Source organism: Dinoroseobacter shibae DFL 12 = DSM 16493 (assembly GCF_000018145.1).
In the GTDB taxonomy this organism is placed as follows: Bacteria; Pseudomonadota; Alphaproteobacteria; order Rhodobacterales; family Rhodobacteraceae; genus Dinoroseobacter; species Dinoroseobacter shibae.
Map to the genome: position 1 here is coordinate 2738484 of NC_009952.1, position 21163 is coordinate 2759646.

24 protein-coding genes and 1 tRNA gene are annotated in these 21163 nt (G+C 67.9%); 17 read left to right on the plus strand and 8 right to left on the minus strand.

Annotated elements, in window-relative coordinates; genetic code table 11:
• Positions 1–55 precede the first annotated feature (55 nt).
• A tRNA-Tyr gene (locus DSHI_RS22365) sits at positions 56–139 on the minus strand.
• 118 nt (positions 140–257) lie between these two features.
• Between DSHI_RS22365 and rlmB the strand changes: the two genes are divergently transcribed.
• The 4 genes from rlmB (at position 258) to DSHI_RS13085 (ending at position 2743) form a co-directional block, all read left to right on the plus strand.
• A complete protein-coding gene (rlmB, locus tag DSHI_RS13070; RefSeq protein ID WP_012179232.1) occupies positions 258–1049 on the plus strand; it encodes a 23S rRNA (guanosine(2251)-2'-O)-methyltransferase RlmB in 792 nt (263 codons plus the stop codon).
• 43 nt (positions 1050–1092) lie between these two features.
• Entirely contained in the window at positions 1093–1425 is a 333-nt protein-coding gene (locus DSHI_RS13075; RefSeq protein ID WP_012179233.1) for a hypothetical protein, read from the plus strand.
• 106 nt (positions 1426–1531) lie between these two features.
• On the plus strand, positions 1532–1987 hold the full coding sequence (locus DSHI_RS13080) for a YHS domain-containing (seleno)protein (protein WP_012179234.1): 456 nt from the start codon (positions 1532–1534) through the stop codon (positions 1985–1987).
• A 270-nt stretch (positions 1988–2257) separates the two neighbouring features.
• Entirely contained in the window at positions 2258–2743 is a 486-nt protein-coding gene (locus DSHI_RS13085; protein WP_012179235.1) for a CoA-binding protein, read from the plus strand.
• Between the two features lie 88 nt (positions 2744–2831).
• On the opposite strand, the gene DSHI_RS13090 is transcribed toward DSHI_RS13085, so the two are convergent.
• The gene (locus DSHI_RS13090) at positions 2832–3140 is read right to left on the minus strand and encodes a phosphoribosyl-ATP diphosphatase (protein ID WP_012179236.1); all 309 of its coding nucleotides are present in this window, start codon (positions 3138–3140) and stop codon (positions 2832–2834) included.
• Positions 3137–3898 carry an imidazole glycerol phosphate synthase subunit HisF gene (hisF, locus tag DSHI_RS13095; protein ID WP_012179237.1) on the minus strand — a complete coding sequence of 254 codons (762 nt, stop codon included), beginning with the start codon at positions 3896–3898 and terminating at the stop codon, positions 3137–3139. The genes DSHI_RS13090 and hisF overlap by 4 nt, the downstream gene beginning before the upstream one ends.
• Positions 3899–3998: 100 nt before the next feature.
• Between hisF and DSHI_RS13100 the strand changes: the two genes are divergently transcribed.
• Positions 3999–5123 carry a THUMP domain-containing class I SAM-dependent RNA methyltransferase gene (locus DSHI_RS13100; protein WP_012179238.1) on the plus strand — a complete coding sequence of 375 codons (1125 nt, stop codon included), beginning with the start codon at positions 3999–4001 and terminating at the stop codon, positions 5121–5123.
• 260 nt (positions 5124–5383) lie between these two features.
• Here DSHI_RS13100 and hisA read toward each other — a convergent pair whose 3' ends face one another.
• A complete protein-coding gene (gene hisA, locus DSHI_RS13105) occupies positions 5384–6106 on the minus strand; it encodes a 1-(5-phosphoribosyl)-5-[(5-phosphoribosylamino)methylideneamino]imidazole-4-carboxamide isomerase (protein ID WP_012179239.1) in 723 nt (240 codons plus the stop codon).
• Positions 6107–6264: 158 nt separating this feature from the next.
• Here hisA and DSHI_RS13110 point away from each other — a divergent pair, with 158 nt between their 5' ends.
• Positions 6265–6654: a DUF2147 domain-containing protein gene (locus DSHI_RS13110; RefSeq protein ID WP_245533010.1), complete on the plus strand. Its 390-nt coding sequence runs from the start codon at positions 6265–6267 to the stop codon at positions 6652–6654.
• 165 nt (positions 6655–6819) lie between these two features.
• Here DSHI_RS13110 and hrpB read toward each other — a convergent pair whose 3' ends face one another.
• Both hrpB and DSHI_RS13120 read right to left on the minus strand, forming a co-directional pair.
• Positions 6820–9324, minus strand: coding sequence for an ATP-dependent helicase HrpB (gene hrpB, locus DSHI_RS13115; RefSeq protein ID WP_012179241.1), 2505 nt, complete (start codon positions 9322–9324; stop codon positions 6820–6822).
• Positions 9325–9372: 48 nt separating this feature from the next.
• The gene (locus tag DSHI_RS13120) at positions 9373–10104 is read right to left on the minus strand and encodes a DUF3108 domain-containing protein (RefSeq protein ID WP_245533082.1); all 732 of its coding nucleotides are present in this window, start codon (positions 10102–10104) and stop codon (positions 9373–9375) included.
• 151 nt (positions 10105–10255) lie between these two features.
• On the opposite strand from DSHI_RS13120, the gene meaB reads away from it, so the two are divergent.
• The 4 genes from meaB to DSHI_RS13140 all read left to right on the plus strand — a co-directional run bounded on the left by meaB (position 10256) and on the right by DSHI_RS13140 (position 12980).
• Complete coding sequence (gene meaB / locus DSHI_RS13125) at positions 10256–11332, plus strand: methylmalonyl Co-A mutase-associated GTPase MeaB (RefSeq protein ID WP_012179243.1); 1077 nt, start codon at positions 10256–10258, stop codon at positions 11330–11332.
• A gap of 123 nt (positions 11333–11455) precedes the next feature.
• Positions 11456–11743, plus strand: coding sequence for a 50S ribosomal protein L28 (gene rpmB / locus DSHI_RS13130; RefSeq protein WP_012179244.1), 288 nt, complete (start codon positions 11456–11458; stop codon positions 11741–11743).
• A gap of 324 nt (positions 11744–12067) precedes the next feature.
• Complete coding sequence (locus DSHI_RS13135; RefSeq protein WP_012179245.1) at positions 12068–12424, plus strand: hypothetical protein; 357 nt, start codon at positions 12068–12070, stop codon at positions 12422–12424.
• 43 nt (positions 12425–12467) lie between these two features.
• Positions 12468–12980, plus strand: coding sequence for a copper chaperone PCu(A)C (locus DSHI_RS13140; RefSeq protein WP_012179246.1), 513 nt, complete (start codon positions 12468–12470; stop codon positions 12978–12980).
• An 18-nt stretch (positions 12981–12998) separates the two neighbouring features.
• Here the strand turns inward: DSHI_RS13140 and DSHI_RS13145 are convergent, their stop codons facing one another.
• Positions 12999–13754 carry an HpcH/HpaI aldolase family protein gene (locus tag DSHI_RS13145; protein WP_012179247.1) on the minus strand — a complete coding sequence of 252 codons (756 nt, stop codon included), beginning with the start codon at positions 13752–13754 and terminating at the stop codon, positions 12999–13001.
• A 289-nt stretch (positions 13755–14043) separates the two neighbouring features.
• On the opposite strand from DSHI_RS13145, the gene DSHI_RS13150 reads away from it, so the two are divergent.
• From DSHI_RS13150 to DSHI_RS21785, 4 genes are all read left to right on the plus strand, one after another.
• Positions 14044–15072: a ligase-associated DNA damage response exonuclease gene (locus tag DSHI_RS13150; protein WP_012179248.1), complete on the plus strand. Its 1029-nt coding sequence runs from the start codon at positions 14044–14046 to the stop codon at positions 15070–15072.
• The gene (locus DSHI_RS13155; protein WP_012179249.1) at positions 15069–15965 is read left to right on the plus strand and encodes an alpha/beta hydrolase fold domain-containing protein; all 897 of its coding nucleotides are present in this window, start codon (positions 15069–15071) and stop codon (positions 15963–15965) included. The genes DSHI_RS13150 and DSHI_RS13155 overlap by 4 nt, the downstream gene beginning before the upstream one ends.
• Positions 15962–17566, plus strand: a complete 1605-nt coding sequence (locus DSHI_RS13160; protein ID WP_012179250.1) for an ATP-dependent DNA ligase — start codon at positions 15962–15964, stop codon at positions 17564–17566. The genes DSHI_RS13155 and DSHI_RS13160 overlap by 4 nt, the downstream gene beginning before the upstream one ends.
• Positions 17567–17788: 222 nt before the next feature.
• Complete coding sequence (locus tag DSHI_RS21785) at positions 17789–18421, plus strand: tyrosine-type recombinase/integrase (RefSeq protein ID WP_012179251.1); 633 nt, start codon at positions 17789–17791, stop codon at positions 18419–18421.
• Positions 18422–18537: 116 nt separating this feature from the next.
• On the opposite strand, the gene DSHI_RS21790 is transcribed toward DSHI_RS21785, so the two are convergent.
• Complete coding sequence (locus DSHI_RS21790) at positions 18538–18942, minus strand: RrF2 family transcriptional regulator (protein WP_083768390.1); 405 nt, start codon at positions 18940–18942, stop codon at positions 18538–18540.
• Positions 18943–19046: 104 nt separating this feature from the next.
• Between DSHI_RS21790 and DSHI_RS13165 the strand changes: the two genes are divergently transcribed.
• From DSHI_RS13165 to DSHI_RS21795, 3 genes are read left to right on the plus strand one after another with little or no spacing between them, the layout of a single operon-like run.
• The gene (locus DSHI_RS13165) at positions 19047–20258 is read left to right on the plus strand and encodes a GTP-binding protein (protein ID WP_012179253.1); all 1212 of its coding nucleotides are present in this window, start codon (positions 19047–19049) and stop codon (positions 20256–20258) included.
• Positions 20255–20890 carry a DUF1826 domain-containing protein gene (locus DSHI_RS13170; RefSeq protein WP_012179254.1) on the plus strand — a complete coding sequence of 212 codons (636 nt, stop codon included), beginning with the start codon at positions 20255–20257 and terminating at the stop codon, positions 20888–20890. The genes DSHI_RS13165 and DSHI_RS13170 overlap by 4 nt, the downstream gene beginning before the upstream one ends.
• On the plus strand, positions 20887–21159 hold the full coding sequence (locus DSHI_RS21795) for a DUF6525 family protein (RefSeq protein ID WP_012179255.1): 273 nt from the start codon (positions 20887–20889) through the stop codon (positions 21157–21159). The genes DSHI_RS13170 and DSHI_RS21795 overlap by 4 nt, the downstream gene beginning before the upstream one ends.
• Positions 21160–21163 lie beyond the last annotated feature (4 nt).

Genomic DNA, 21163 nt, shown 5'->3' on the forward strand with positions numbered 1-21163 from the left:
CCCCGTCCCCGCCCCAACCCGGGCAGGTTCTCTGGAATGGTCTGGAAGAGAGAAGTGGTGGGCGACCCTGGAATCGAACCAGGCGTGCGTCTCCGCGAGGGAGTTACAGTCCCCTGCCACACCTTGCGGCCTGTCGCCCAACTGGCGCGCTGCTTAAGCCCTTGTGCCGGGGGCGTCAACGGCAAAAACCGCCCCGTTGACCCGTGCGGGGCGGTCCTCTATGCCCGACGCTTCGAAACCGCGTGTGATGACAGGCAATGGCTGGCAAGAAACCGACCTGGGTGATCGACAAGGAACGCGCCAAACGGGCGGCGGCGGCCCAGACCGTCTGGCTCTTTGGCCTGCACGCGGTGCGCGATGCGCTGGAAAACCCCGCGCGCACGAAACTGCGGCTGGTGGTGACGCGCAACGCCGCCGACAAGCTGGCCGAGGCCATCGCCGGGGCCGGGATCGCACCGGAGATTGCCGACCCGCGCCGGTTTCCCGCGCCGCTCGACCCCGGCTCGGTCCACCAGGGCGCCGCGCTGGAGGTCAAGCCGCTCGCCTGGGGTCCGCTGGCCGAGACGGTCCTCACCGGCCCGGCGGACCGCCCGCCGCTGGTGGTGCTGCTGGACCGGGTGACCGATCCCCACAATGTGGGCGCGATCCTGCGCTCGGCGGAGGTGTTCGGGGCCGCGGCCGTGATCTCCACCGCCCGGTCCGCCGCACCCGAAACCGGCGCGCTGGCCAAGACCGCCTCCGGCGCGCTCGAACGCCAACCCTATTTGCGGGTGCGCAACCTGGCCGAGACCATGGAAGAGCTGCGCGCCATGGGCTTCGTGCTCCTAGGGCTCGATGGCACCGCCGAGGACACCATCGGCACGGCCCTGCGCGACCTCACAGACCGTCCCATCGCCCTGGTGTTGGGTGCCGAGGGACCGGGCCTGCGGGACAAGACTAAGGAAACCTGCAACCGGCTGGTGAAAATTCCCTTCGCCCGCGACTTCGGATCGCTCAATGTCTCGAACGCGGCGGCGGTCGCACTTTATGCTTGCCGGGGCGAGGGATGACACGCGCCCGCCCGGCCCCTATCTAGGGGTCAAGGAGATCCAGATGCCCGAGCATACGAAACTAGCCACCTGTTCCTATTGCAGCGCCCGGACCATGCTGGTGCCGTCCGCGCGGGACGGGCATGAGCTGGCCTGCGGCTCCTGCGGCGCGCCCCTGCACGAGATGAAATGGCTCAAAGCGCCCAGCGGGACCAAGCCTGCCAAGCGCAAGAAGGCCACGGGCTATATCCCCGGCGTGCACGGCCCGGAACACGGCGCGCGCCCGCAGTCCGCCCGCATGGGTCCGGACCCGCGTCGGCGCAAGAAACGCAAGAAGCCCCTGTGGAAGCGTGCCCTTTCCGAAGCCGTGGATGTGATCGAAGACATTTTCGACTGAAACAATTCTCACGGGGGCGCCGCGCCGTTTCACATGGAAGTCAGACGGGTTGCGCAGGCGATCACCCGAGGCCACCTCGGCGTCATAACCTCGGAAGGATCGCCCCATGCTCACCAAACGCCAGTTCCTGATCGGCACCGCCACCGCGCTCGCCACAGCCCCCCTTGCGGCCCCTGCCCTGGCCGCTGAACCGCCGGTATTCTCGGACCGCGGTGCTGCCATCCGCGGCTATGACCCGGTGGCCTACTTCACCCTGGGCGAACCCACCGAAGGAAGCGACGCCTTCACCCATGACTGGAACGGCGTGACCTGGCGCTTTGCGTCCGACGCGCATCGCGCAGCCTTCGCCGCCGACCCTGTGGCCTACGCCCCGCAATTTGGCGGCTACTGCGCCTGGGCTGTGGCCGAGGGCTATACCGCCTCCACCATCCCGGAAGCCTGGCGCATCGTCGATGGCAAGCTCTACATGAACTTCTCCAGACGCGTGCAGCGCCGCTGGGAAAGGGACATTCCCGGCAATATCGCCCGCGGAAACGCCAACTGGCCGCAGGTTCTCGCCTGATCGCGCACCCAAGAGCGGCCGATGGCGCTCAGGACACAGGCCTCATCACAGAATCGTGAAGAATACCTTTCAATCCGACAACGCGTTCCTACGTATTCCTGAGGAAGGCGGGCTCGGAACTCCCGCGCTTCATTCACTGTCCCTCGTTCCGTTACTTTACGCCCGGCCCTCTCGGCACGGGCGTTTTTTTTGGCGAAACGCGCATGGCCAACCTGCGCCCGCGCAGGATCCCGACTTCCCGCGCGGCCCGCATGACGCTAGGCTCGCACCATGATCCACGACCCCATAACACCGCCGAGCGACGACGATTTCCGCCGCATCCTGACCCGGACCCGCACCGTGGCCTGCGTCGGCGTATCGATGAACACCGTGCGGCCCTCCTACTACGTCGCACGCTACCTGTCGTTAAAGGGCAAGACCGTCATTCCCGTGAACCCCGGCCACGCGGGCAAGACCCTCTTCGGCCAGACCGTGCGCGCCTCTCTTGCGGATATTCCCGAGCCCGTGGACATGCTCGACATCTTCCGCCGCTCCGAAGCCGTGCCGGAGGTGGTGGACGCGGCACTGGAGGCGCTGCCGGGGCTGAAGGTGATCTGGATGCAGATCGGTGTGACCCACCCGGAAGCCGCCGCCAAGGCCCGCGCCGCCGGGATCGAGGTCATCCAGGACAGATGCCCCAAGATCGAGTACCAACGCCTCTTCGGCGAGTTGCGGATGGGCGGATTCAACACCGGCGTGATCAGCTCGAAACTCTGAGACCCCGGCGGGCGCTCGCCTGTCCGTTGCAATGGAGAGGGGCCAAGGATTTTGGAAAATCCTTAAGCGGCTTGGAAGCCGCTTGGCCCTAGCGGCTGGCTTTTTCGCTGATCCCCGAGATGCCTTCGCGCCGCTCCAGCTCCGCCAGCACCTCCGCCAGCGCCACATCGCGCGCCGCCAGCATCACCAGCAGGTGATAGAGCACATCCGCCGCCTCGGAGGTCAGCTTCGCCCGGTCGCCCTTCACCGCCTCGATGATCGCCTCGACCGCCTCTTCCCCGAATTTCTCGGCGCATTTCTCCGGCCCCTTGGCCAGCAGCTTCGCGGTCCAGGAACTGTCCGGATCGGCCCCCTTCCGGGCCGCGATCGTCGCCTCCAGTCGCGCCAGCACGCTCATGACAACCGCACGGGGATCCCCGCCTCCGCCATGTGTTCCTTCGCCTCGCGGATGGTGAACTCCCCGAAATGGAAGATCGACGCCGCCAGCACGGCACTCGCCCCCCCCTCGGTCACGCCCTCGACCAGGTGATCGAGCGTGCCAACCCCACCGCTCGCGATCACCGGCACCGACACCGCATCCGAAATGGCCCGCGTCAGGGCTATGTTGAAGCCCTGCTTGGTCCCGTCCCGATCCATCGACGTGAGCAGGATCTCTCCCGCCCCCTTTTCCACGACCGTTTTGGCGAATTCCACCGCGTCGATCCCCGTTGGCTTGCGCCCGCCATGGGTGAATATCTCCCACCGCCCCGGCGCCACGGTCTTGGCATCTATCGCGCAGACGATGCACTGGCTGCCGAACTTGTCGGCGGCCCGCGCGATCACGTCCGGATCCGCCACGGCCGCCGAGTTGAACGACACCTTGTCCGCCCCCGCCAGAAGCAGGTTGCGCACATCCTCCGTGGTCCGCACCCCGCCGCCGATGGTCAGCGGCATGAAGCATTGCTCCGCCGTTCGCGTGGCCAGGTCATACATCGTGCCGCGGTTCTCATTGGTCGCGTGGATGTCGAGAAAGCACAGCTCGTCCGCCCCCGCCGCGTCATAGGCCTTGGCCGATTCCACCGGGTCCCCCGCATCCACGAGGTCCACGAAGTTCACGCCCTTGACCACGCGCCCATCGGCCACGTCGAGACAGGGGATGACACGGATTTTCAGCATGGGGCCCTCCGGCGCGGTTCCGGCCTTCGTGTACGCCGCCACGGGGCCCCGGACAACCCTGCCTCTCGCCAAGACCCGCGCCGCCCCCTACAAGACCGCCATGGCCGACACCCTGCCCCTGTTTCTCGCCGCCCAGCCCGGGCTGGAAGCCGCCCTCGCCGAGGAGGCCCGCGCCGCGGGCTTCCTGGACCCGCGCCCGGTCCCCGGCGGCGTCGAGATCACCGGCACGCTGCAGGACATGCGGCGCGCCAATCTCGTGCTCGCGGGCGCGGGCCGCGTGCTGGTACGGATCGCCGAGTTCCGCGCCTTCCACCTGGCGCAACTCGACAAGCGCGCGCGCAAGATCGACTGGGCCGCCTGGATCGCCCCCGGCACCCCGGTGCGGGTGGAGGCCACCTGCCGAAAGTCGAAAATCTACCACGACCGTGCCGCCGCACAGCGCATCGCCAAGGCCGTGACGGATGCGGGCGCGGTGCTGGCCCGGGGCGAGGCCGACGCAGAGGCCGACGAGGCGCTCCGCCTGATCGCCCGAATCGACGACGACCTCGTCACGATCAGCCTCGACAGCTCCGGCGCGCCGCTCCACCGCCGCGGGCTGAAAACCTTCGTCGGCAAGGCGCCCCTGCGTGAAACCATGGCCGCGCTCTTCCTGCGCCAGATGGGCCATGACGGGCGCGAACCCCTGGTGGACCCGATGTGCGGCTCCGGCACGCTCCTGCTCGAAGCGGCCAGCATGGCAAGCGGCCTGGCCCCGGGCCGCGCCCGCGCCTTCGCCTTCGAGCGCTTCGCCAATCACGACCCCGCCGCCTGGGCTGCGCTCCGGACACCGGTAGTCCCCCCTGATGGCCCGCCCCGCTTCTTCGGCTTCGACAGGGACCAAGGCGCGATCACCGGCGCGACCCGCAACGCCGAACAGGCCGGCGTCACGGCCTTGTGCCAGTTCGCCTGCCAACCGATCAGCGCGCTGGAGCCGCCCGTCCCCGGGCCCGGCCTCATCATGGTGAACCCGCCCTACGGCGCCCGGATCGGCAACAAGAAACTGCTTTATGGCCTCTACGGCGCCCTGGGAGAGACCCTCCGCACCCGGTTCGCCGGCTGGCGCCTGGGCCTCGTGACCTCCGAGCCCGCGCTCGCCAAGGCCACCGCCCTGCCCATCACCCCCGGCCCGCACGTGGCCCATGGCGGCCTGACCGTGCAGCTGTGGCAAAGCGATCCGCTGCCCTGACCCTTCGTCTCGGGTCCGGTCTGGGCTCGACCCGTGTGCACTTGTCAAATCGATTGCGCGATCCGGGCGGCTTACAGCGCGCAGCCCAGGTCCGCCCCGCCGAGGGCACCCTCCACCGCCCGAACCGAAGCTCGGCCCACAGCTTGGTCAAACCCCGCAAAAAAACGCGCCAGAGAACGGCCCGCTCTTTCCAAAACCCCACCTCTTCATCTGTGCGAAAACACTCCGGGGGAGGCGCGCAGCGCCGGGGGCCGAGCCCCCTAGTCCGCCAGAACCGCCAGCGCCTCGGCCAGATCGATCGCCCCATCATAGAGCGCCCGCCCCGAAATCGCGCCGTCCAGAGGCGCGCCGGAGGCCTTGAGCGCCCGCAGATCGTCGAGCGAACTGACCCCCCCGCTGGCAATCACCGGAATCGACGTGGCCCGCGCCAGGGCCGCCGTGGCCGCCACGTTCGGCCCCTGCATCGCCCCGTCCCGGTCGATATCGGTGTAGATGATCGCCGCCACGCCCGCATCCTCGAAGGATCGCGCGAGGTCGGTGACCATCAGGTCGGTCTCCTCGGCCCAGCCCCGCGTGGCCACCCGGCCGGCCCGTGCATCCAGCCCTACGGCCACCTGTCCGGGAAACGCCTTGGCCGCCGCGCGCACCAGTTCCGGGTCCTCGACCGCGACCGTGCCCAGGATCACCCGCGCGATGCCTTTGCCGAGCCACATCTCGATCGTTGCCATGTCCCGAATGCCACCGCCCAGCTGCGCCGGCACCGAGGTCTCCGCGAGGATCGCCTCCACCGCCGCGGCATTGACCGGCGCGCCCGCGAAGGCCCCGTTCAGGTCCACCAGGTGCAACCAGGCACAGCCCGCGTCCTGAAAGGCGCGCGCCTGGGCCGCGGGGCTGTCATTGAACACGGTCGCCTTGTCCATGTCGCCCTTGTAGAGCCGCACGGCCTGGCCGTCTTTCAGATCGATGGCGGGATAAAGGATCATGGCTGAGGCTCCGGTTACGACAGGTGGCAGCGGTCTAGCGAGCCGCGCCCCGAATGCAAAGACGTAACGTGACACCCGCGGCTGGCGTAACGTCACGCTTGCCCCACCCCCGCCCGCCTTGCCACGCTCTGGCAGCACATGACATGGAGGAGATCGTCATGCTCGGAAAACTCGCCACCCTGGCCGCCTTGGCTTGCCTGGCTGGTCCCGCCGCCGCGCAGGAGGTGCGCGGCCTGTTCCAGACCGCCCCCAACGACGATGGCAATGTGGGCCATGTGGAGTTCTACGATTGCGGCGGGCTGACCTGCGGCAAGCTTGTGCGGTCCTTCAATGCCGGTGGCACACCCATCGAGTCCCCGAATGTCGGGCGCAACATCGTCTGGGACATGCAGGACGAGGGCGGCGGCAAGTTCGGCAAGGGCAAGATCTGGGATCCGGGCGCCGACAAGACCTACCGCTCCAAGATGGTGCTGGAGGGCGACCAACTGAAAGTGTCCGGCTGCATCGGCCCGATCTGCCGCGCCAATACATGGGTCCGCGTCCGCTGAGCGGCCCAAGCCCGTTCGAACGGGCTTGATCCCCGCACAGATGTGGGGCCTGCGATACGGTCCCGAGCCGCGGCGCGGTCGGGCCCCGCGACGCTCAGCCCTCACGCCCAACACCACCTGCCGCCCTCAGCGCGCCAAGCCCGTTCGAACGGGCTTGCCCCCGCCCTACCCCTTGCGCGGCTTGGCCCGGGTCGTGGGCGCAGCCTCCGTCGGATCCTCCGGCCAGGGATGGCGCGGATACCGCCCCCGCATATCCTTGCGCAGGTCCGCATAGCCCCCCACCCAGAACCCCGGCAGGTCCGAGGTCACCGCCACGGGCTTCTGCCCCGGCGACAACAGCGTCAGACGCAGCGGCACCCGCCCCGGCCCCACGGTCGGATGCCGTGTGACCCCGTAGAACTCCTGCACCCGCGCCTGCACCTCGGGCACCTCGCCGCTGTAATCCACCGGCAGCTTGCGCCCCAAGGGCGTCGTGATCGCGCCGGGCGCCTGCGCCTCCACCGCCTGCAACGCGTCCCAGCCCAACCAGGCGCGCAGCGGCTCCAACGGATCGATCCGGCGCAGATCGTCCGCATCCCGCACCTGCCCAAGCACCGGCAGCAACCACGCCTCCCCGGCCTCCAGCAACGCGGCCTCGGACATGTCCGGCACCTCCAGCCCCCCGGCCCGGCACAGCGCCACACGCGCCCTCAACCGCTCGAACGCAGGCCCACCGCCCAGAGCCGCGAGACCCAGATCCCGCACCCCCTCCAGCGCCGCCGCCGCCCGCGCCGCCTCCGGCACATCGCGCCAGACCCTGTCGGCCAGCACGAGCGCGCCCAGGCACTCCTGCTGCCGCGCCACCACCTTTCGGAACCGCTTCGACCAGGCGCACAGGTCGCGCCAGAGGATCCGATCCGCAAACAGCGCCCGCACCTCCCCTTCGGTCACCGCCACCGCCTGCCGGATGCGCGCCTCCCGCGGGTCGCCGTCCAGATCCGTCGCCACGATCAACCGCATCCCCGCCAGCGGGGCGTCCGGCTCCATCACCGCCCCCTTGCCCCCCGCCAGCAAGTAGCGCGGCGCCTCCCCCGCCCGGCGCAACCCGATCCGGTCCGGATAGGCCAGCGCCGCCTGCGCCCCGAGGCTCAGTGCCGCCCGCTCCGGCAGGTCGCGCGCCAGACGCTTCGCCTCCTCGCGCACCCGCGCCCGCGCGCCCGGATCCGGGGCCGGCGCATCGCCCCGCAGGATCGCCACCCGGCGCGCCAGGTCCACCCCCGCCCCCCGATCCAGATCCCGCTCAGACAGGAGCGCTGCCAACTCCGTCCCCTGCCGCCCCGCGACATGGAGCATGTGGGCCAACCGCGGGTGGGTCGGCATCCGCGCCAGCGCCCGGCCGTGGTCCGTCACCCGCCCCTCGGCATCCAGCGCGCCCAACATGGCGCACAAGGCCCGCGCCTCGGCCCAGGCCCCCTCCGGCGGTGGCGTCAGCAGGGCCAGATCCTCCGGCCCGGTCCCCCAGACCGCCAGATCGAGCGCCAGCCCACTCAGGTCCGCCACCGCGATCTCCGGCGGCGCATAGGCCGCAAACGCCCCCTCCGCGCCCCGCGTCCAGAGCTTGTAGCAGACCCCGGGCGCCACCCGTCCCGCCCGGCCCTGCCGCTGGGCCGCCTCGGCCCGGCTCACAGGCTCGGTGACCAGCCGCGACATGCCCGAGCCCGGATCGAACCGCGCCCGCCGCGCGCGGCCGCCATCCACGACGATCCGCACATCCTCGATGGTCAGGGAGGTCTCGGCAATCGCCGTGGCCAGCACCACCTTGCGCTGGCCCTCGGGCGCGGGCGCGATCGCGGCGCGCTGCTCGGACAGCTTCATCGCCCCGAACAGGGGCCGCACCACCACATCTCGTCCCACACGGTCCCGCAACAGCGCCGCAACCTGCCGGATCTCCCCCTCGCCGGGCAGAAATACCAGCGCACTGCCCTCGGCCTCCTCCAAGGCCTGAAGCACCAGGTCCGCGACCGCCGGGGCAAACCGCGCCCCGCGCGGCAAGGGGCGCTCTAGGTACCGCGCCTCCACGGGAAACGCGCGGCCCGCGCTGGTCACCACGGGCGCCCCCCCCATCAGGGCAGCCACCGGCTCCGCATCGAGCGTCGCCGACATCACCAGCAGGTTCAGATCCTCGCGCAGCGCGCCGCGCACCTCCAGGCACAAGGCCAACCCCAAATCCGCGTTGAGAGAGCGTTCGTGGAATTCGTCGAAAATCACCGTGCCGATCCCCGGCAACTCCGGATCCGCCATCAGCCAGCGGGTCAGAATGCCCTCGGTCACCACCTCGATCCGGGTCGCGGGCCCGACCTTGCTGGCCCCCCGCATCCGGTAGCCCACGGTGGCGCCCACGGGCTCGCCCAAACTCGCGGCCATCCGCTCCGCCGCCGCCCGCGCAGCCAGCCGCCGCGGCTCCAGCATCACGATCCGGCCCGCGGCCCCGGCCTCCAGCAGGGCCAATGGGACGCGCGTGGTCTTGCCCGCCCCGGGCGGGGCCTGCAGCACGGCCATGCCGGACCCGGCCATGGCCGCCAACAGCTCCGGCAGCGCCCCGTCGATGGGCAAGGACGCGCTCTTGCCGCCCCCAGAGGTCACACCAACCGCCTCATTGTTCCGAACGTACTCCCGCCAGGGGCGCAACATCCGCCCCGGCCCCCGACCTAGCGCGCCCGCCTCAGGCGCGCAACGCGCTCAGCGCCGTTGCAGCACCGCGCGTCCGAAGGTCGTATCGGTCGTCACCCGCACCACCCGCCAGACCCCTTCGCCCTTGGGCGCATAGGTCATCTGGAACGGAAACCGCGACCGCTCGGCCAGGGATTCCGGCGACCACCCCGCAATCCGGCGATAGACCCCCTGGCAGGTGATCCGCCCATCGCTCGCTTCCGCCGGGTCCGACAGGCGTACCTCGCTGCGCCGCTTGCCGTCGAAAACCTGCAAGGACAGGTCGCACACCCGCTCTCGCGGCTGGTCACGCAGAGCGGCATAGATCACCGTCATCGGGTCCACCGTCCCCGACTGGGTCGCCGGGTCCACCGCATGCCGGTCGGACTTGCGCGGCGGGTCATAGGTCTTGATCTGGGGCCGGCCACTGCGAAACAGCATCTCGGCCCGGCTCACCTCCTTGGAGGCGTCGCGCACCTCTGTGAACGAGGTCGGCCGATACTGCCCCGGGCGCGGCTCGGTGCCTCGGGCGGTCGCCTCGTAGGACGCCCGCACCACCGCGCCCAGCAACCCGGTGGTGTTCATCTTGCCGGTCACCGCATAGCGGTTGCCCTCGGTATTGGCGGCATATTGCACCACCGCCGCCCGGATCCCGCCTAGCGAGATGTCGAACACCCCGGTCTCCGTTGCCCGGGCCTGCGTCGCCTGCCCCAGGGCAAGACCAGCCACCAGCGCGGCGGCGAAAAAGCGGGTAATCATCATCTTCGGCACGGGCGACATCCTGTCTGCAAGGGGCAGCAGGCCGAGAGAGACAGCCTGCCATCTGGACATTTCATATAGGGACGAGGCAAGAAAACGACGACCCCGTCAATCGCCCCGGCGAAAGACCGCAGACCCAAGCGAAAGACCGCCCTTGACCGCCGCTCCGCCCCGCCGCAAGGCCCGCCTGCCCGATCTCGACACCCTCGCCGACCGCGTCGCCGCCGGGGAGCGCCGGGCGCTCGCCCGCGCCATCACCCTGATCGAAAGCACCCGGCCCGAGGATCGCGCCCTCTCCACCGCGCTGTTGCAGAAGCTCTCCGGGCTGAAACGACAGGCCCTGCGCATCGGGCTCTCGGGCACCCCCGGCGTCGGCAAATCGACCTTCATCGAGGCTTTCGGGATCGCCCTGATCGACGCCGGGCTGAAGGTGGCCGTGCTCGCCGTGGATCCCAGCTCGACCCGCACCGGCGGCTCGATCCTCGGCGACAAGACCCGGATGGAGCGGCTCAGCCGCGCGCCGGAGGCCTTCATCCGCCCGTCGCCCTCCCTGTCGCATCTGGGCGGTGTGTCCCGCCGCACCCGCGAGGCCGTGGCGCTGGTGGAGGCCGCGGGCTTCGACGTGGTGCTGATCGAAACCGTGGGCGTGGGCCAGTCCGAAACCATGGTGGCCGAGATGTCGGACCTCTTCGTGCTGCTGCTGGCGCCCGCAGGCGGGGACGAGTTGCAGGGGGTCAAGCGCGGCATCATGGAAACCGCCGACCTGATCCTGGTCAACAAGGCCGACGGCGATCTGAAATCCACCGCCACCCGCACCTGCGCCGACTATGCCGGGGCCCTGCGCCTGCTGCGCAAACGCCCCGAAGACCCCGAAGGCTTCCCCAAGGCGCTGATGGTCTCCGCCGTCACCGGGCTGGGCCTTGAACAGGCCTGGTCCGAGATGCAGGCGCTGGCGAAATGGCGCCAGGCCGAGGGACACTGGGACGCCCGCCGCGCCGCCCAGGCCCGCGGCTGGTTCGAGGCAGAGGTGCGCGCGGGCCTGCTTGCCCGGCTGACCGAGGACACCGCCACCCGCACCGCCATGGACCGGCTCGGGGCCGATGTGGCCGCAGGCAAACTGACCGCAAGCCAGGCCGCCGAGAACATCCTCGAGACCCTTGGCGCCGCCCCAGCCCTGGAAACCGACCCGGAGGGCGCACCCGCCGGGGATACCCCGGAAAAGACCACATGAATCGCTTGACGCCCGCGTGCATCCATCCTAGATGACACGCCTGAGTTTCCGGGTGCCCGACCTGCGCGCGCCCATCCGACCCGAACCGCGAGAACAAATCGCCAGAGAACGAGGAGCGAGCCGATGTCGCGCCGCTGCGAACTGACCGGAAAAGGCGTCCAGGTGGGCAATAATGTCAGCCACGCCAACAACAAGACCAAGCGGCGCTTCCTGCCGAACCTGAACGACGTGACTCTGATGTCCGAAACCCTGGGCCGGGGCTTCAAGCTGCGGATCTCTGCGGCGGCGCTGCGGACCGTGGATCACCGCGGCGGACTCGACAGCTTCCTTGCGAAGGCCAAGGATGCAGAGCTGTCCGAAAAGGCGCTGAAGATCAAGAAAGACATCGCAAAGGCCCAGGCCGCCGCCTGATCCCTTCGCGATCCTGCAAAGCGCCCCGCCGGCCCGTCCGCGCGGGGCTTTTTCGTGTCCGCGCGGGCGCCGGGGCGCGTCATCGCGCCTTGGCCCGGCGGCAAGGGCGGATCGACGCTCCACGGCTTCGCCTGGATCCAACCGTGGCGCGGGGCAAGGCGCTTGCAAGCGCCTTGGGCGCCCGAACCACACCGCTTACGCAGCCCCTGTTCAACCGCGACGGCGCGGGGCAAGGCGCGCCCTACCGCCGTTGTCCCGCGCCGACCGCCGCCTGCGACATCGCGCCCGTTTCGCTTGGTCCGGCCCTCGGCTTAGCTATCGACCATGCCGATGATCCGCACCTGCATCGCCGCCTGCCTCGCCCTTGTCCTGATCGTGACAAGCGAAGCGATGGCCGTGGCCCGTGGCCAGATGGCCACCGCACCCGGCACGGTGATGGTCATCTGCCACGGCAGCGACACGGATATTGTCCGGGTCGATAGCCGCGGCCAGCCGATCACACCCGGCCACACCTGCCCGGACTGCGCCCTGCTCGGCCTTGCAAGCCTTGGCGCGCAGGGGCTCGAACTGGCAAAACTCGACACGCAGACCCGCTGGAGGCCCACCCCGCTGGCCACCTCCCTCTGGAAAACCGCGCCGCAACAGGGCGGCGCCCCGCGCGCGCCTCCGCTCCCGATCTGAACACACCTCGAAAAACAGAACTGTTCAGACCAGGAGAACCCTCATGTCTTTCAAAGCTTTCGCTCTTGCCGCAGGCCTCGGCCTCGCGGCCCTGCCCGCCCTCGCCATGGACGGCCCCATCATGGTGATGGACCCCTATGCGCGGGTCTCCTCCCCGGTCGCCAAATCCGGCGCCGCCTTCATGCAGATCATGAATCGCTCCGACACGGACGACCGGCTCGTCTCCGCCACCTCCCCCGCCGCCGCGCGGGTCGAGTTGCACACCCATGTGGATGACGGCAACGGCGTGATGCTCATGCGCGAGGTCGAGGACGGCTTCACCATCCCCGCGGGCGAGACCTACGCGCTCCAGCGCGGCGGCGATCACGTGATGTTCATGGGCCTCACCGACAGCTGGTCCCACGGCGACACGGTCCCCGTCACGCTCGTCTTCGAGCAGGCCGGCGAGGTCATGGTGGAGATCCCCGTCGACCTCGAACGCAGCCCCGAGCATGGCGGCCACGGCCATCAGGGGCACGGCCATGGCGGCCACAACATGGGCAACAAGACCAACTGACCCCGCCCCAGGTCGCGCTCAGCCCAGCGCCTTGATCCCCTTGGCCACCGCCCGCGCGCCCTGCAACATCCAGGCATGCTCGGAGGCCACGAAGAACACGGAAAAGCCGTGCGCCCGCCAGGCCGCGGCTTTTTCCACATCCGGCGTGAAGGTCATGTAGGGTTTGCCCGACGCCGCGCAGGCCGCCCCCACCCGGTCAATCGCCGCCATCAACTCCGGCGAGGTCTGGTCCATCTTGCCATGGGACACCGACAGATCCGCGGGGCCGAGGAAAATCCCGTCGACCCCCGGCGTCGCCGCGATCCCCTCGCAGGCGTCCACCCCCTCGGGGTCTTCGATCTGCGCGATCACCAGCGGCTTCGGCCCGTCGCTCAACACATCCCCCATGCCCCGTGTGCCGTAGCCCGCCGACCGGGTGGAGCCTGCGAAGCCCCGCCCGCCATGGCCGTAACGGCACGCCTTGGCGATCCGCGCCGCCGCCGCGGCACTGTCCACATGGGGCACAACGACCCCGGCCGCGCCCGCGTCCAGCGCCTGCATCAACGCAGGCGGCGTCGCCTCGGCCACCCGAACCAGCAGCGGAAAGCCCAGCGCCAGGCCCAGCGCCAGGCAGGCGTCGATGCGGCCCCGGTCAAACGGCGCGTGCTCCGCATCGAGACAGGCGAAATCCAGCCCCGAGAGCGCCAGCACCTCCACCATCTCGATCGCCGGTGTCTTCACGAACGTCCCCGCCAGCATCTCGCCCGCCAGCATCCGTGTCCTGAAATCGTCCATCTCCGCCTCCCTGATGCGCCCGGGCACTGAATCAGACCCGACCGCCCCCCGCAAGCGGCACGGGTCGATCCCGGGGCGCGTCCAAGCCCGTTCGAACGGGCTTGCCCCCAACGGGCCCCGGTCACAGGCCGCTCCCGCGCGCGCCGCGCCCTCCGGGTCGGCGGCAGCCCGCCCCTGTCACCCCGATCCCCCGGCCCCGCTCCGCACCCCAAGCCCGTTCGAACGGGCTTGTCCCGCCCCACCCGCGCGCATCTTGGCTCCGCGTCCCCCCGGCCCTAGGTTGCCTGCCATGGCAGAGCCCCTCCTCACCTTCACCGACCGCGGCATCCACTGCCCGGCGGGCGGCTTTCACATCGACCCCTGGCGCCCCGTGGACCGGGCGCTGATCACCCACGGCCATGCCGACCACGCCCGTCCCGGCCACCGCGCCTATCTCGCGACCGAGGCCGCGGCCCCCGTGATGCGCCACCGCCTCGGCGACATCGCCCTCGACACCATCCGCTACGGCGAGACCCGGCGGATCGGCGCCGTCGAGGTCAGCTTCCATCCCGCGGGCCACGTCCCCGGCTCCGCCCAGATCCGGATCGCCCATCGCGGCGAGGTCTGGGTGGTCTCGGGCGACTACAAGATCGACGCGGACGGGTTTTCCGAACCGTTCGAGCCCGTGCGCTGCCACGCCTTCATCTCCGAATGCACCTTCGGGCTGCCGGTCTTCCGCTGGGACCCGCAGGACGATGTCATGGCCGCCATCCACCGCTGGTGGGCGACCTGCGCCGCCGCGGGCAAGACCGCCGTGCTCGGCGCCTACGCGTTGGGCAAGGCCCAGCGCATCCTCGCCCACCTGGACCCCGCCCAGGGCCCGATCCTGACCCATGGCGCGGTGGAGGGCACCAACCGCATCCTGCGCGCCCAGGGACTCTCGCTGCCCCCAACGACCCAGGTCACCGCCGAGATCACCGCGAAAACCCACCCGGGCGCGCTGGTACTCGCCACACCCTCCGCCCTCGGCACGCCCTGGATGAAACGCTTCGGGCCCGCCGAGACCGGCTTTGCCTCGGGCTGGATGCGGATGCGCGGGGTCCGGCGCCGACGCGGCGCAGACCGGGGGTTTGTGATGTCGGACCACGCGGACTGGACCGGGCTGAATACCGCCATCGCCGAAACCGGGGCGGAACGGATCTTCGTCACCCATGGTTATACCTCCGTCTTTGGCAAATGGCTGGAGGATCAGGGCTACGACGCCCAGATCGTCGAGACGGAATTCGAAGGCGAAAGCATCGACGCACCGGATCCCGAGCCCGAAGGAGCCGCCCCATGACCGCCGCCCCCACCGGCCCGGGCGACCGGATCTGGCCGCACTATGCGGCTTGGGTCCAGCGCCCGGTCCTCGCGCTCACCCCGTCGCAGAAACTGCTGCGCGGAATCTTCGACGGCACCACCTTCCTGCTGGCCAAACGCTGCGCCGGGGTTACGGCCATGCGCAGCCGGGTGGGCGGCGTGCCGGGCCTGCGCCTGACGCCCGAGAACGGCACCGGGGGCCGCCTGCTCTACCTCCATGGCGGCGGCTTCACCATCGGCAGCAGCACCAGCCATCGCCACATGGTCGCCCATATCGCCCGCGCTGCCGGCTGCACCACCTTCCTGTCCGACTACCGCCGCGCACCGGAATACCCGTTCCCCGCCGCCCTCGACGACACCCGCGCCGCCTATGCCGCGATGGCCGCCGATGGCCCCGTGATGATCGCCGGCGACAGCGCCGGGGGCGCCCTCGCGCTGTCGCTCCTGCACGCCCTCGGGCCCGGCACACCGCCCCCCGCCGCCCTCGTCCTGCTCTCCCCCGTCGCTGATCTCGACCTCGACCAGGGCAGCTTCCAGCGGTCCACGGACACCGAACTCCTGATCCCCGAGAGCTGGGCCCGCCGCGCTGTCGCCGCCTATCTCGATGGCCACGACCCCGCCGACCCGCTCGCCTCCCCGCTCGCCGCCCCCTTTCCCTGCGCCCCCCCGACCCTGATCCAATACGCCACCGGCGAGGCGCTGGAGCCCGACAGCCTGCACACGGCGGATGCCCTGCGCGCCGCGGGCGGACCCGTCACGGTCGAGGCCACCCCGGGTGTCGCCCATGTCTGGCACCTCCATGCGGGCCGCTCCCATGCCGCCGATACCGCCATCGCCCGGATCGGCGCCTTCCTGCGGGAGCACACCCCGTGAAGGACTTCGCCGCGCTCTTCACCTCCCTCGACCAGACCACGAAGATCACGCCCAAGGTCGCCGCCCTCGCCGCCTATTTCCGCACCGCCCCCGAGGAGGACCGCCTCTGGACCATCGCGCTCCTGTCCGGCCGCCGCCCCAAGCGCACCGTGACCACCACCCGCCTGCGCGAATGGGCGGCCGAGCGCGCGGGCATCCCCCTGTGGCTCTTCGAAGAGGCCTACCCGGTCGTCGGCGATCTGGCCGAAACCATCGCCCTCGTCCTGCCGCCCCCCACCCGCACCAGCACCCGCTCGCTCACCGACTGGATCACCACCATCCGCGGCCTCGCCGCCCGCGACGAACCCGACCGCCGCGCCGAAATCCTCGCGGCCTGGGACAGCCTGCCCGAGACCGAACGCTTCGTGTTCAACAAGCTCATCACCGGCGGCTTCCGCATGGGCGTGTCGGCCAAGCTGATGACGCGCGCCCTGTCGCAGGCCACCGACATTCCCGAACCCGAACTGGCCCACCGCCTCATGGGCGACTGGACGCCGGAGACCACCAGCTTCCAATCCCTCGTGCTCACCCGCGACCCGGCGGCGGACCTGTCCAAACCCTATCCGTTCTACCTCGCCTACGGGCTGGAGGATCCGCCCGACACCCTCGGCCCCCCCGCCGACTGGCAGGCGGAGCACAAATGGGACGGCATCCGCGGCCAGCTCATCCTGCGCGGCGGCCAGCACTTCGTCTGGTCCCGGGGCGAAGAGCTGATGACCGACCGCTTCCCCGAGCTTGCCGCCCTGCGCGACTTCCTCCCCGACGGCACCGTGCTCGACGGCGAACTGCTCGCCTGGGATTACAACGGCGCGGGCGACGCCCCCCTGCCATTCAACGCCCTGCAAAAACGCATCGGCCGCAAGACCGTGCCCAAAAAACTCCTGTCCGAGGCCCCGGTGATCCTGCGCGCCTACGACCTGCTGGAGGACGGCGGCACCGACCTGCGCGACCGCCCCCTGTCGGAGCGCCGCGCGCGGCTGGAGGCCCTGGCCGCCGCCCTGCCCGACACGCTGCCCCTGCGGCTCTCCCCGACCCTGACCTTCGACAGCTGGGACGCGCTGGCCCAAATCCGCGCAAAATCGCGCGAGATGGGCGCCGAAGGGATCATGCTCAAACGCCGCGCCTCCCCCTACCTCGCGGGCCGCAAGAAGGGCGACTGGTGGAAATGGAAGGTCGATCCCCTGACCATCGACGCGGTGATGATCTACGCCCAGGCGGGCCACGGACGCCGCGCGAACCTTTTCACCGACTACACTTTCGCGGTCTGGGACGGAAACGAGCTTGTCCCCTTCACCAAGGCCTATTCGGGCCTCACCGACGCCGAGTTCCGCCAGATCACCGCCTGGGTCCGCAAGAACACCCTGGAACGCTTCGGCCCCGTGCGCCGCGTAACCCCCGAACACGTCTTCGAGATCGCCTTCGAGGGGATACAAGCCAGCCCCCGCCACAAATCCGGCGTCGCCCTGCGGTTCCCGAGGATGCTGCGCTGGCGCAAGGACAAACCGCTGCAAGAGGCGAACACGCTGGAGGATTTGAAAGGGATGTTGGAGGTGTATGGGTAGCGGAGGGGGTAGTCATCCGCTCCGATGCGGGTCAAAGTCTGGAGTGCGGACGGAGTGGACTTTCGCTGCGGCTATTGCTGACGCAGCATCTTGGTGCAAGTGCAGAATGAAACTTAACGAGAACCGCAATAGTTCGCCAAACCGGCCTTTCGTTGTTGTGTAAGATAGTCTTGTCAGCGCAGTGCTGATGTTGGGATTGGCGGGTGGTTTGGAGGAAAAACTATGCCAAGAGTCCAACTTCCCGCAGTAACGCCAAGACGCAAGGTTTGGAACAAGGGCCGCATCGTCGGACAGAAACGGCCACTGCGGCCGAGGCAGGTCTGGGCTATTCGTACAAGATTGGAGCTTTCGAACTGTCTACGCGATCTCACCCTTTTCAATGTCGCAATAGATAGCAAATTGCGCGGTTGCGATCTTGTGAAACTTAAGGTGTCAGATCTGGCTAGTACCAGCCAGATCAAGGAACGGGCGTCCGTTATCCAGACCAAAACGGGAAATCCCGTTAGGTTCGAATTGACCGAGAATACCAGACAATCGATCATGATTTGGCTTCGATCTCCCGAGATGCTTGGATGCGGGTTCATGTTTCCAAGCCGGTTTCATGATCGCCCTCACATCTCGACGCGCCAATATGGGAGGTTAGTTCGGGATTGGGTTACCGCGATAGGTCTTGAGCCGAGTGGATACGGTACACATTCATTGCGACGCACCAAAGCAGCGGCAATTTACAGGAAGACAGGCAATCTGCGCGCCGTTCAGCTGCTTCTAGGTCATACGAAAGTTGACAGCACAGTTCGCTACCTCGGTGTTGAGCTTGAAGATGCCCTGACCATCGCCGAGCAGATTGACATCTGAATTTGGCACTGTTTCCAAGCAGTCCATGACTGCTGCTGCAGGAGATCAGTCTTCGATTTCAGGAAGAACCAGGTCTCCTGCGATCTATTTGCGTGCTGTCTGGCTTATGCTCTCCATTAGGCTCCCCGCACCTCGGAGATCGACGTTTCACGCAGTCTCTGGACCAGGCTTTCTTCGATCTCTTCAAGAACGCTCGAAACGCGTCGATGAAGTGCGTGCTCGATTGAACAGGCGGGAACATCTTCGGCGTTGCCTGTTGCAACCATCCGCTCATCAAGGGCCAGATAGACATCGGCGAGCGTGATGTCCTGAGGTGGGCGTGCCAGACGCCATCCGCCTGCATGTCCTTTTTCAGAAGTTAGCAGGCCGGCTTCTCTGAGTTTGCCCAACACCCTGCGGACGACGACTGGGTTTGTCCCTGCATGTTCGGCAATATCCGCAGAAGTGCGCATACGGTCCGGCTCACCTGCCATATGGCTGAGCGTGTGCAAAGCAAGAGAAAGACGAGAGTTGCGTTTCATCTGCGATTTTTTTCCAAACGAGCACCAACCGTAACTTTTACAGTTGCATTTGTAAAGTAACTGCATAAGTTGCGTGATCTGTTAGATCAGATTTGGAGCGCGTTATGACAGACCAACGACTGCCCGTCACCGTCCTTTCAGGTTTCCTTGGCGCTGGAAAAACCACGCTCCTCAATAGGGTTCTGAACAACCGTGAAGGCCGCCGGGTTGCGGTCATCGTCAACGACATGTCCGAGGTGAACATCGATGCTGATCTCGTGCGGGCAGACACGGAGCTGAGCCGGACCGATGAGACACTTGTAGAGATGTCGAACGGCTGTATCTGCTGCACCTTGCGGGACGATCTGTTGGAAGAAGTGCGAAGGTTGGCAGCGGAAGGCCGCTTCGACTATCTGCTGATTGAATCCACCGGGATTTCTGAGCCGCTTCCCGTCGCGGCCACCTTTGATTTCCGGGACGAGTTCGGCGACAGCCTGTCGGACGTATCCCGGCTGGACACAATGGTGACAGTGGTCGATGCCGTGAACCTGCTGAATGACTACTCCAGCCATGACTTCCTGAAGGATCGTGGCGAGACGCTGGGCGAAGAGGATGATAGGACGCTCGTCAATCTGTTGGTCGAGCAGATTGAATTCGCCGATGTGGTTATCCTCAACAAGGTGACGGACGCGGGGCCAGAGCGCACGGACGCCGCGCGCAAGATTATCCGCAGTTTGAACGCCGATGCCAAGATTATCGAAACGGACCATTCCGATGTCGCTGCCGAAGCGATCCTCGATACCGGCATGTTCGACTTCGAGAAGGCCCACGAGCATCCGATGTGGGCCAAGGAACTCTATGGCTTCGCTGATCACACGCCGGAAACCGAGGAATATGGTGTGGCCTCTTTTGTCTACCGCGCGCGGCTCCCGTTCATCCCAGAGAAGATCCTGAGCGTTCTGAACGGCGATTTGCCGGGCGTGATCCGCGCCAAAGGGCATTTCTGGATTTCCACACGACCCGGATGGGTTGCCGAGTTCTCGCTCGCCGGAGCCTTGTCGAGCGTCAAGCCACTTGGAACCTGGTGGGCGTCCGTGCCGAAGGAGCGTTGGCCCGATCATGAGAGCGCGCGCAATTACATGCAGCAGCACTGGCAAGAGCCATGGGGGGATCGACGGCGGGAAATCGTGTTCATTGGTGCGGGCATCGATTGGCCAGCGCTAAAGGCGCGGCTGGATGCCTGCTTGGTTCCCGCTACGGCGACAAGTGGTCCAGATGATCTGCCGGATTATCCGGATCCATTCCCAGCTTGGAGACGGCTAGAGGAAGCGGCATGACGCTGGCGCGGGCCCTCGTCCGGAACGCAGCAATCGGTGTCGCCGTCGCGGACAAGCCGGAAGACCTCAAGACATTTCTTCAGCCCGGTTGCGCCGGTGCGATCTGGCGCAGACAACCCGAGCCTACGTTTCAGAAATGGATCGACACTCTCAATCCATCCTTATCGCCGCAAGGACGGATCGTCTTGCGTGCCAGTGCCGTCCCATCTGCGGTAACAGCGCTTTGCGATGTGGCAGAAGCACCAGACTGCCACGAACGCGATCAACTCATCGGCGATATCAGCGCTTTGGCCGGGATCTTCGCCGGGTTGATGAAGGCACCCTATTTGCGGCTGCGCCTTCAGGCCGTGACGACGAATGCGTGCCGCAAGTTCCACATCGACGCGATCACAGCGCGACTTGTGTGCACCTATCGGGGCCAAGGCACTCAATACGGTATTTCAACAGACGGCCGGGACCCGGCGCGAGTATTCTCGGTTGCAACGGGTGCACCGATCCTTCTGCGCGGCACACTTTGGCCCGAATATCCCGCCTCAGGTCTCCTCCATCGCTCGCCCCCCATTGAAGGGACGGGAGAGACCCGCCTCGTTCTCGTGCTGGATGCGGTAGATAGTCCGGAGGACCACATTTGACCCGCAACCTCGGATCGACCTCTCTTCATCGCAAACGGCGTTCTGCTGACCCGATGCGCAGCTACGATGCTTTGCCTGCGCCGCTCAGGAACTGGCTCGCACAAGCAACGCTGCCCTGGTCCCCCGCATCGGCGCGACGCGTCTGGAACCGCGCATGTGCAAAGGGGCTCAGTGCCGAAGAAGCACTCACCACCTTATCGCAAGCGGAAGCCCGCACCTTGGCGCGCGACCGCTTCGCAAACACCAACCATCTGCCAACGAACACCTGAAGGA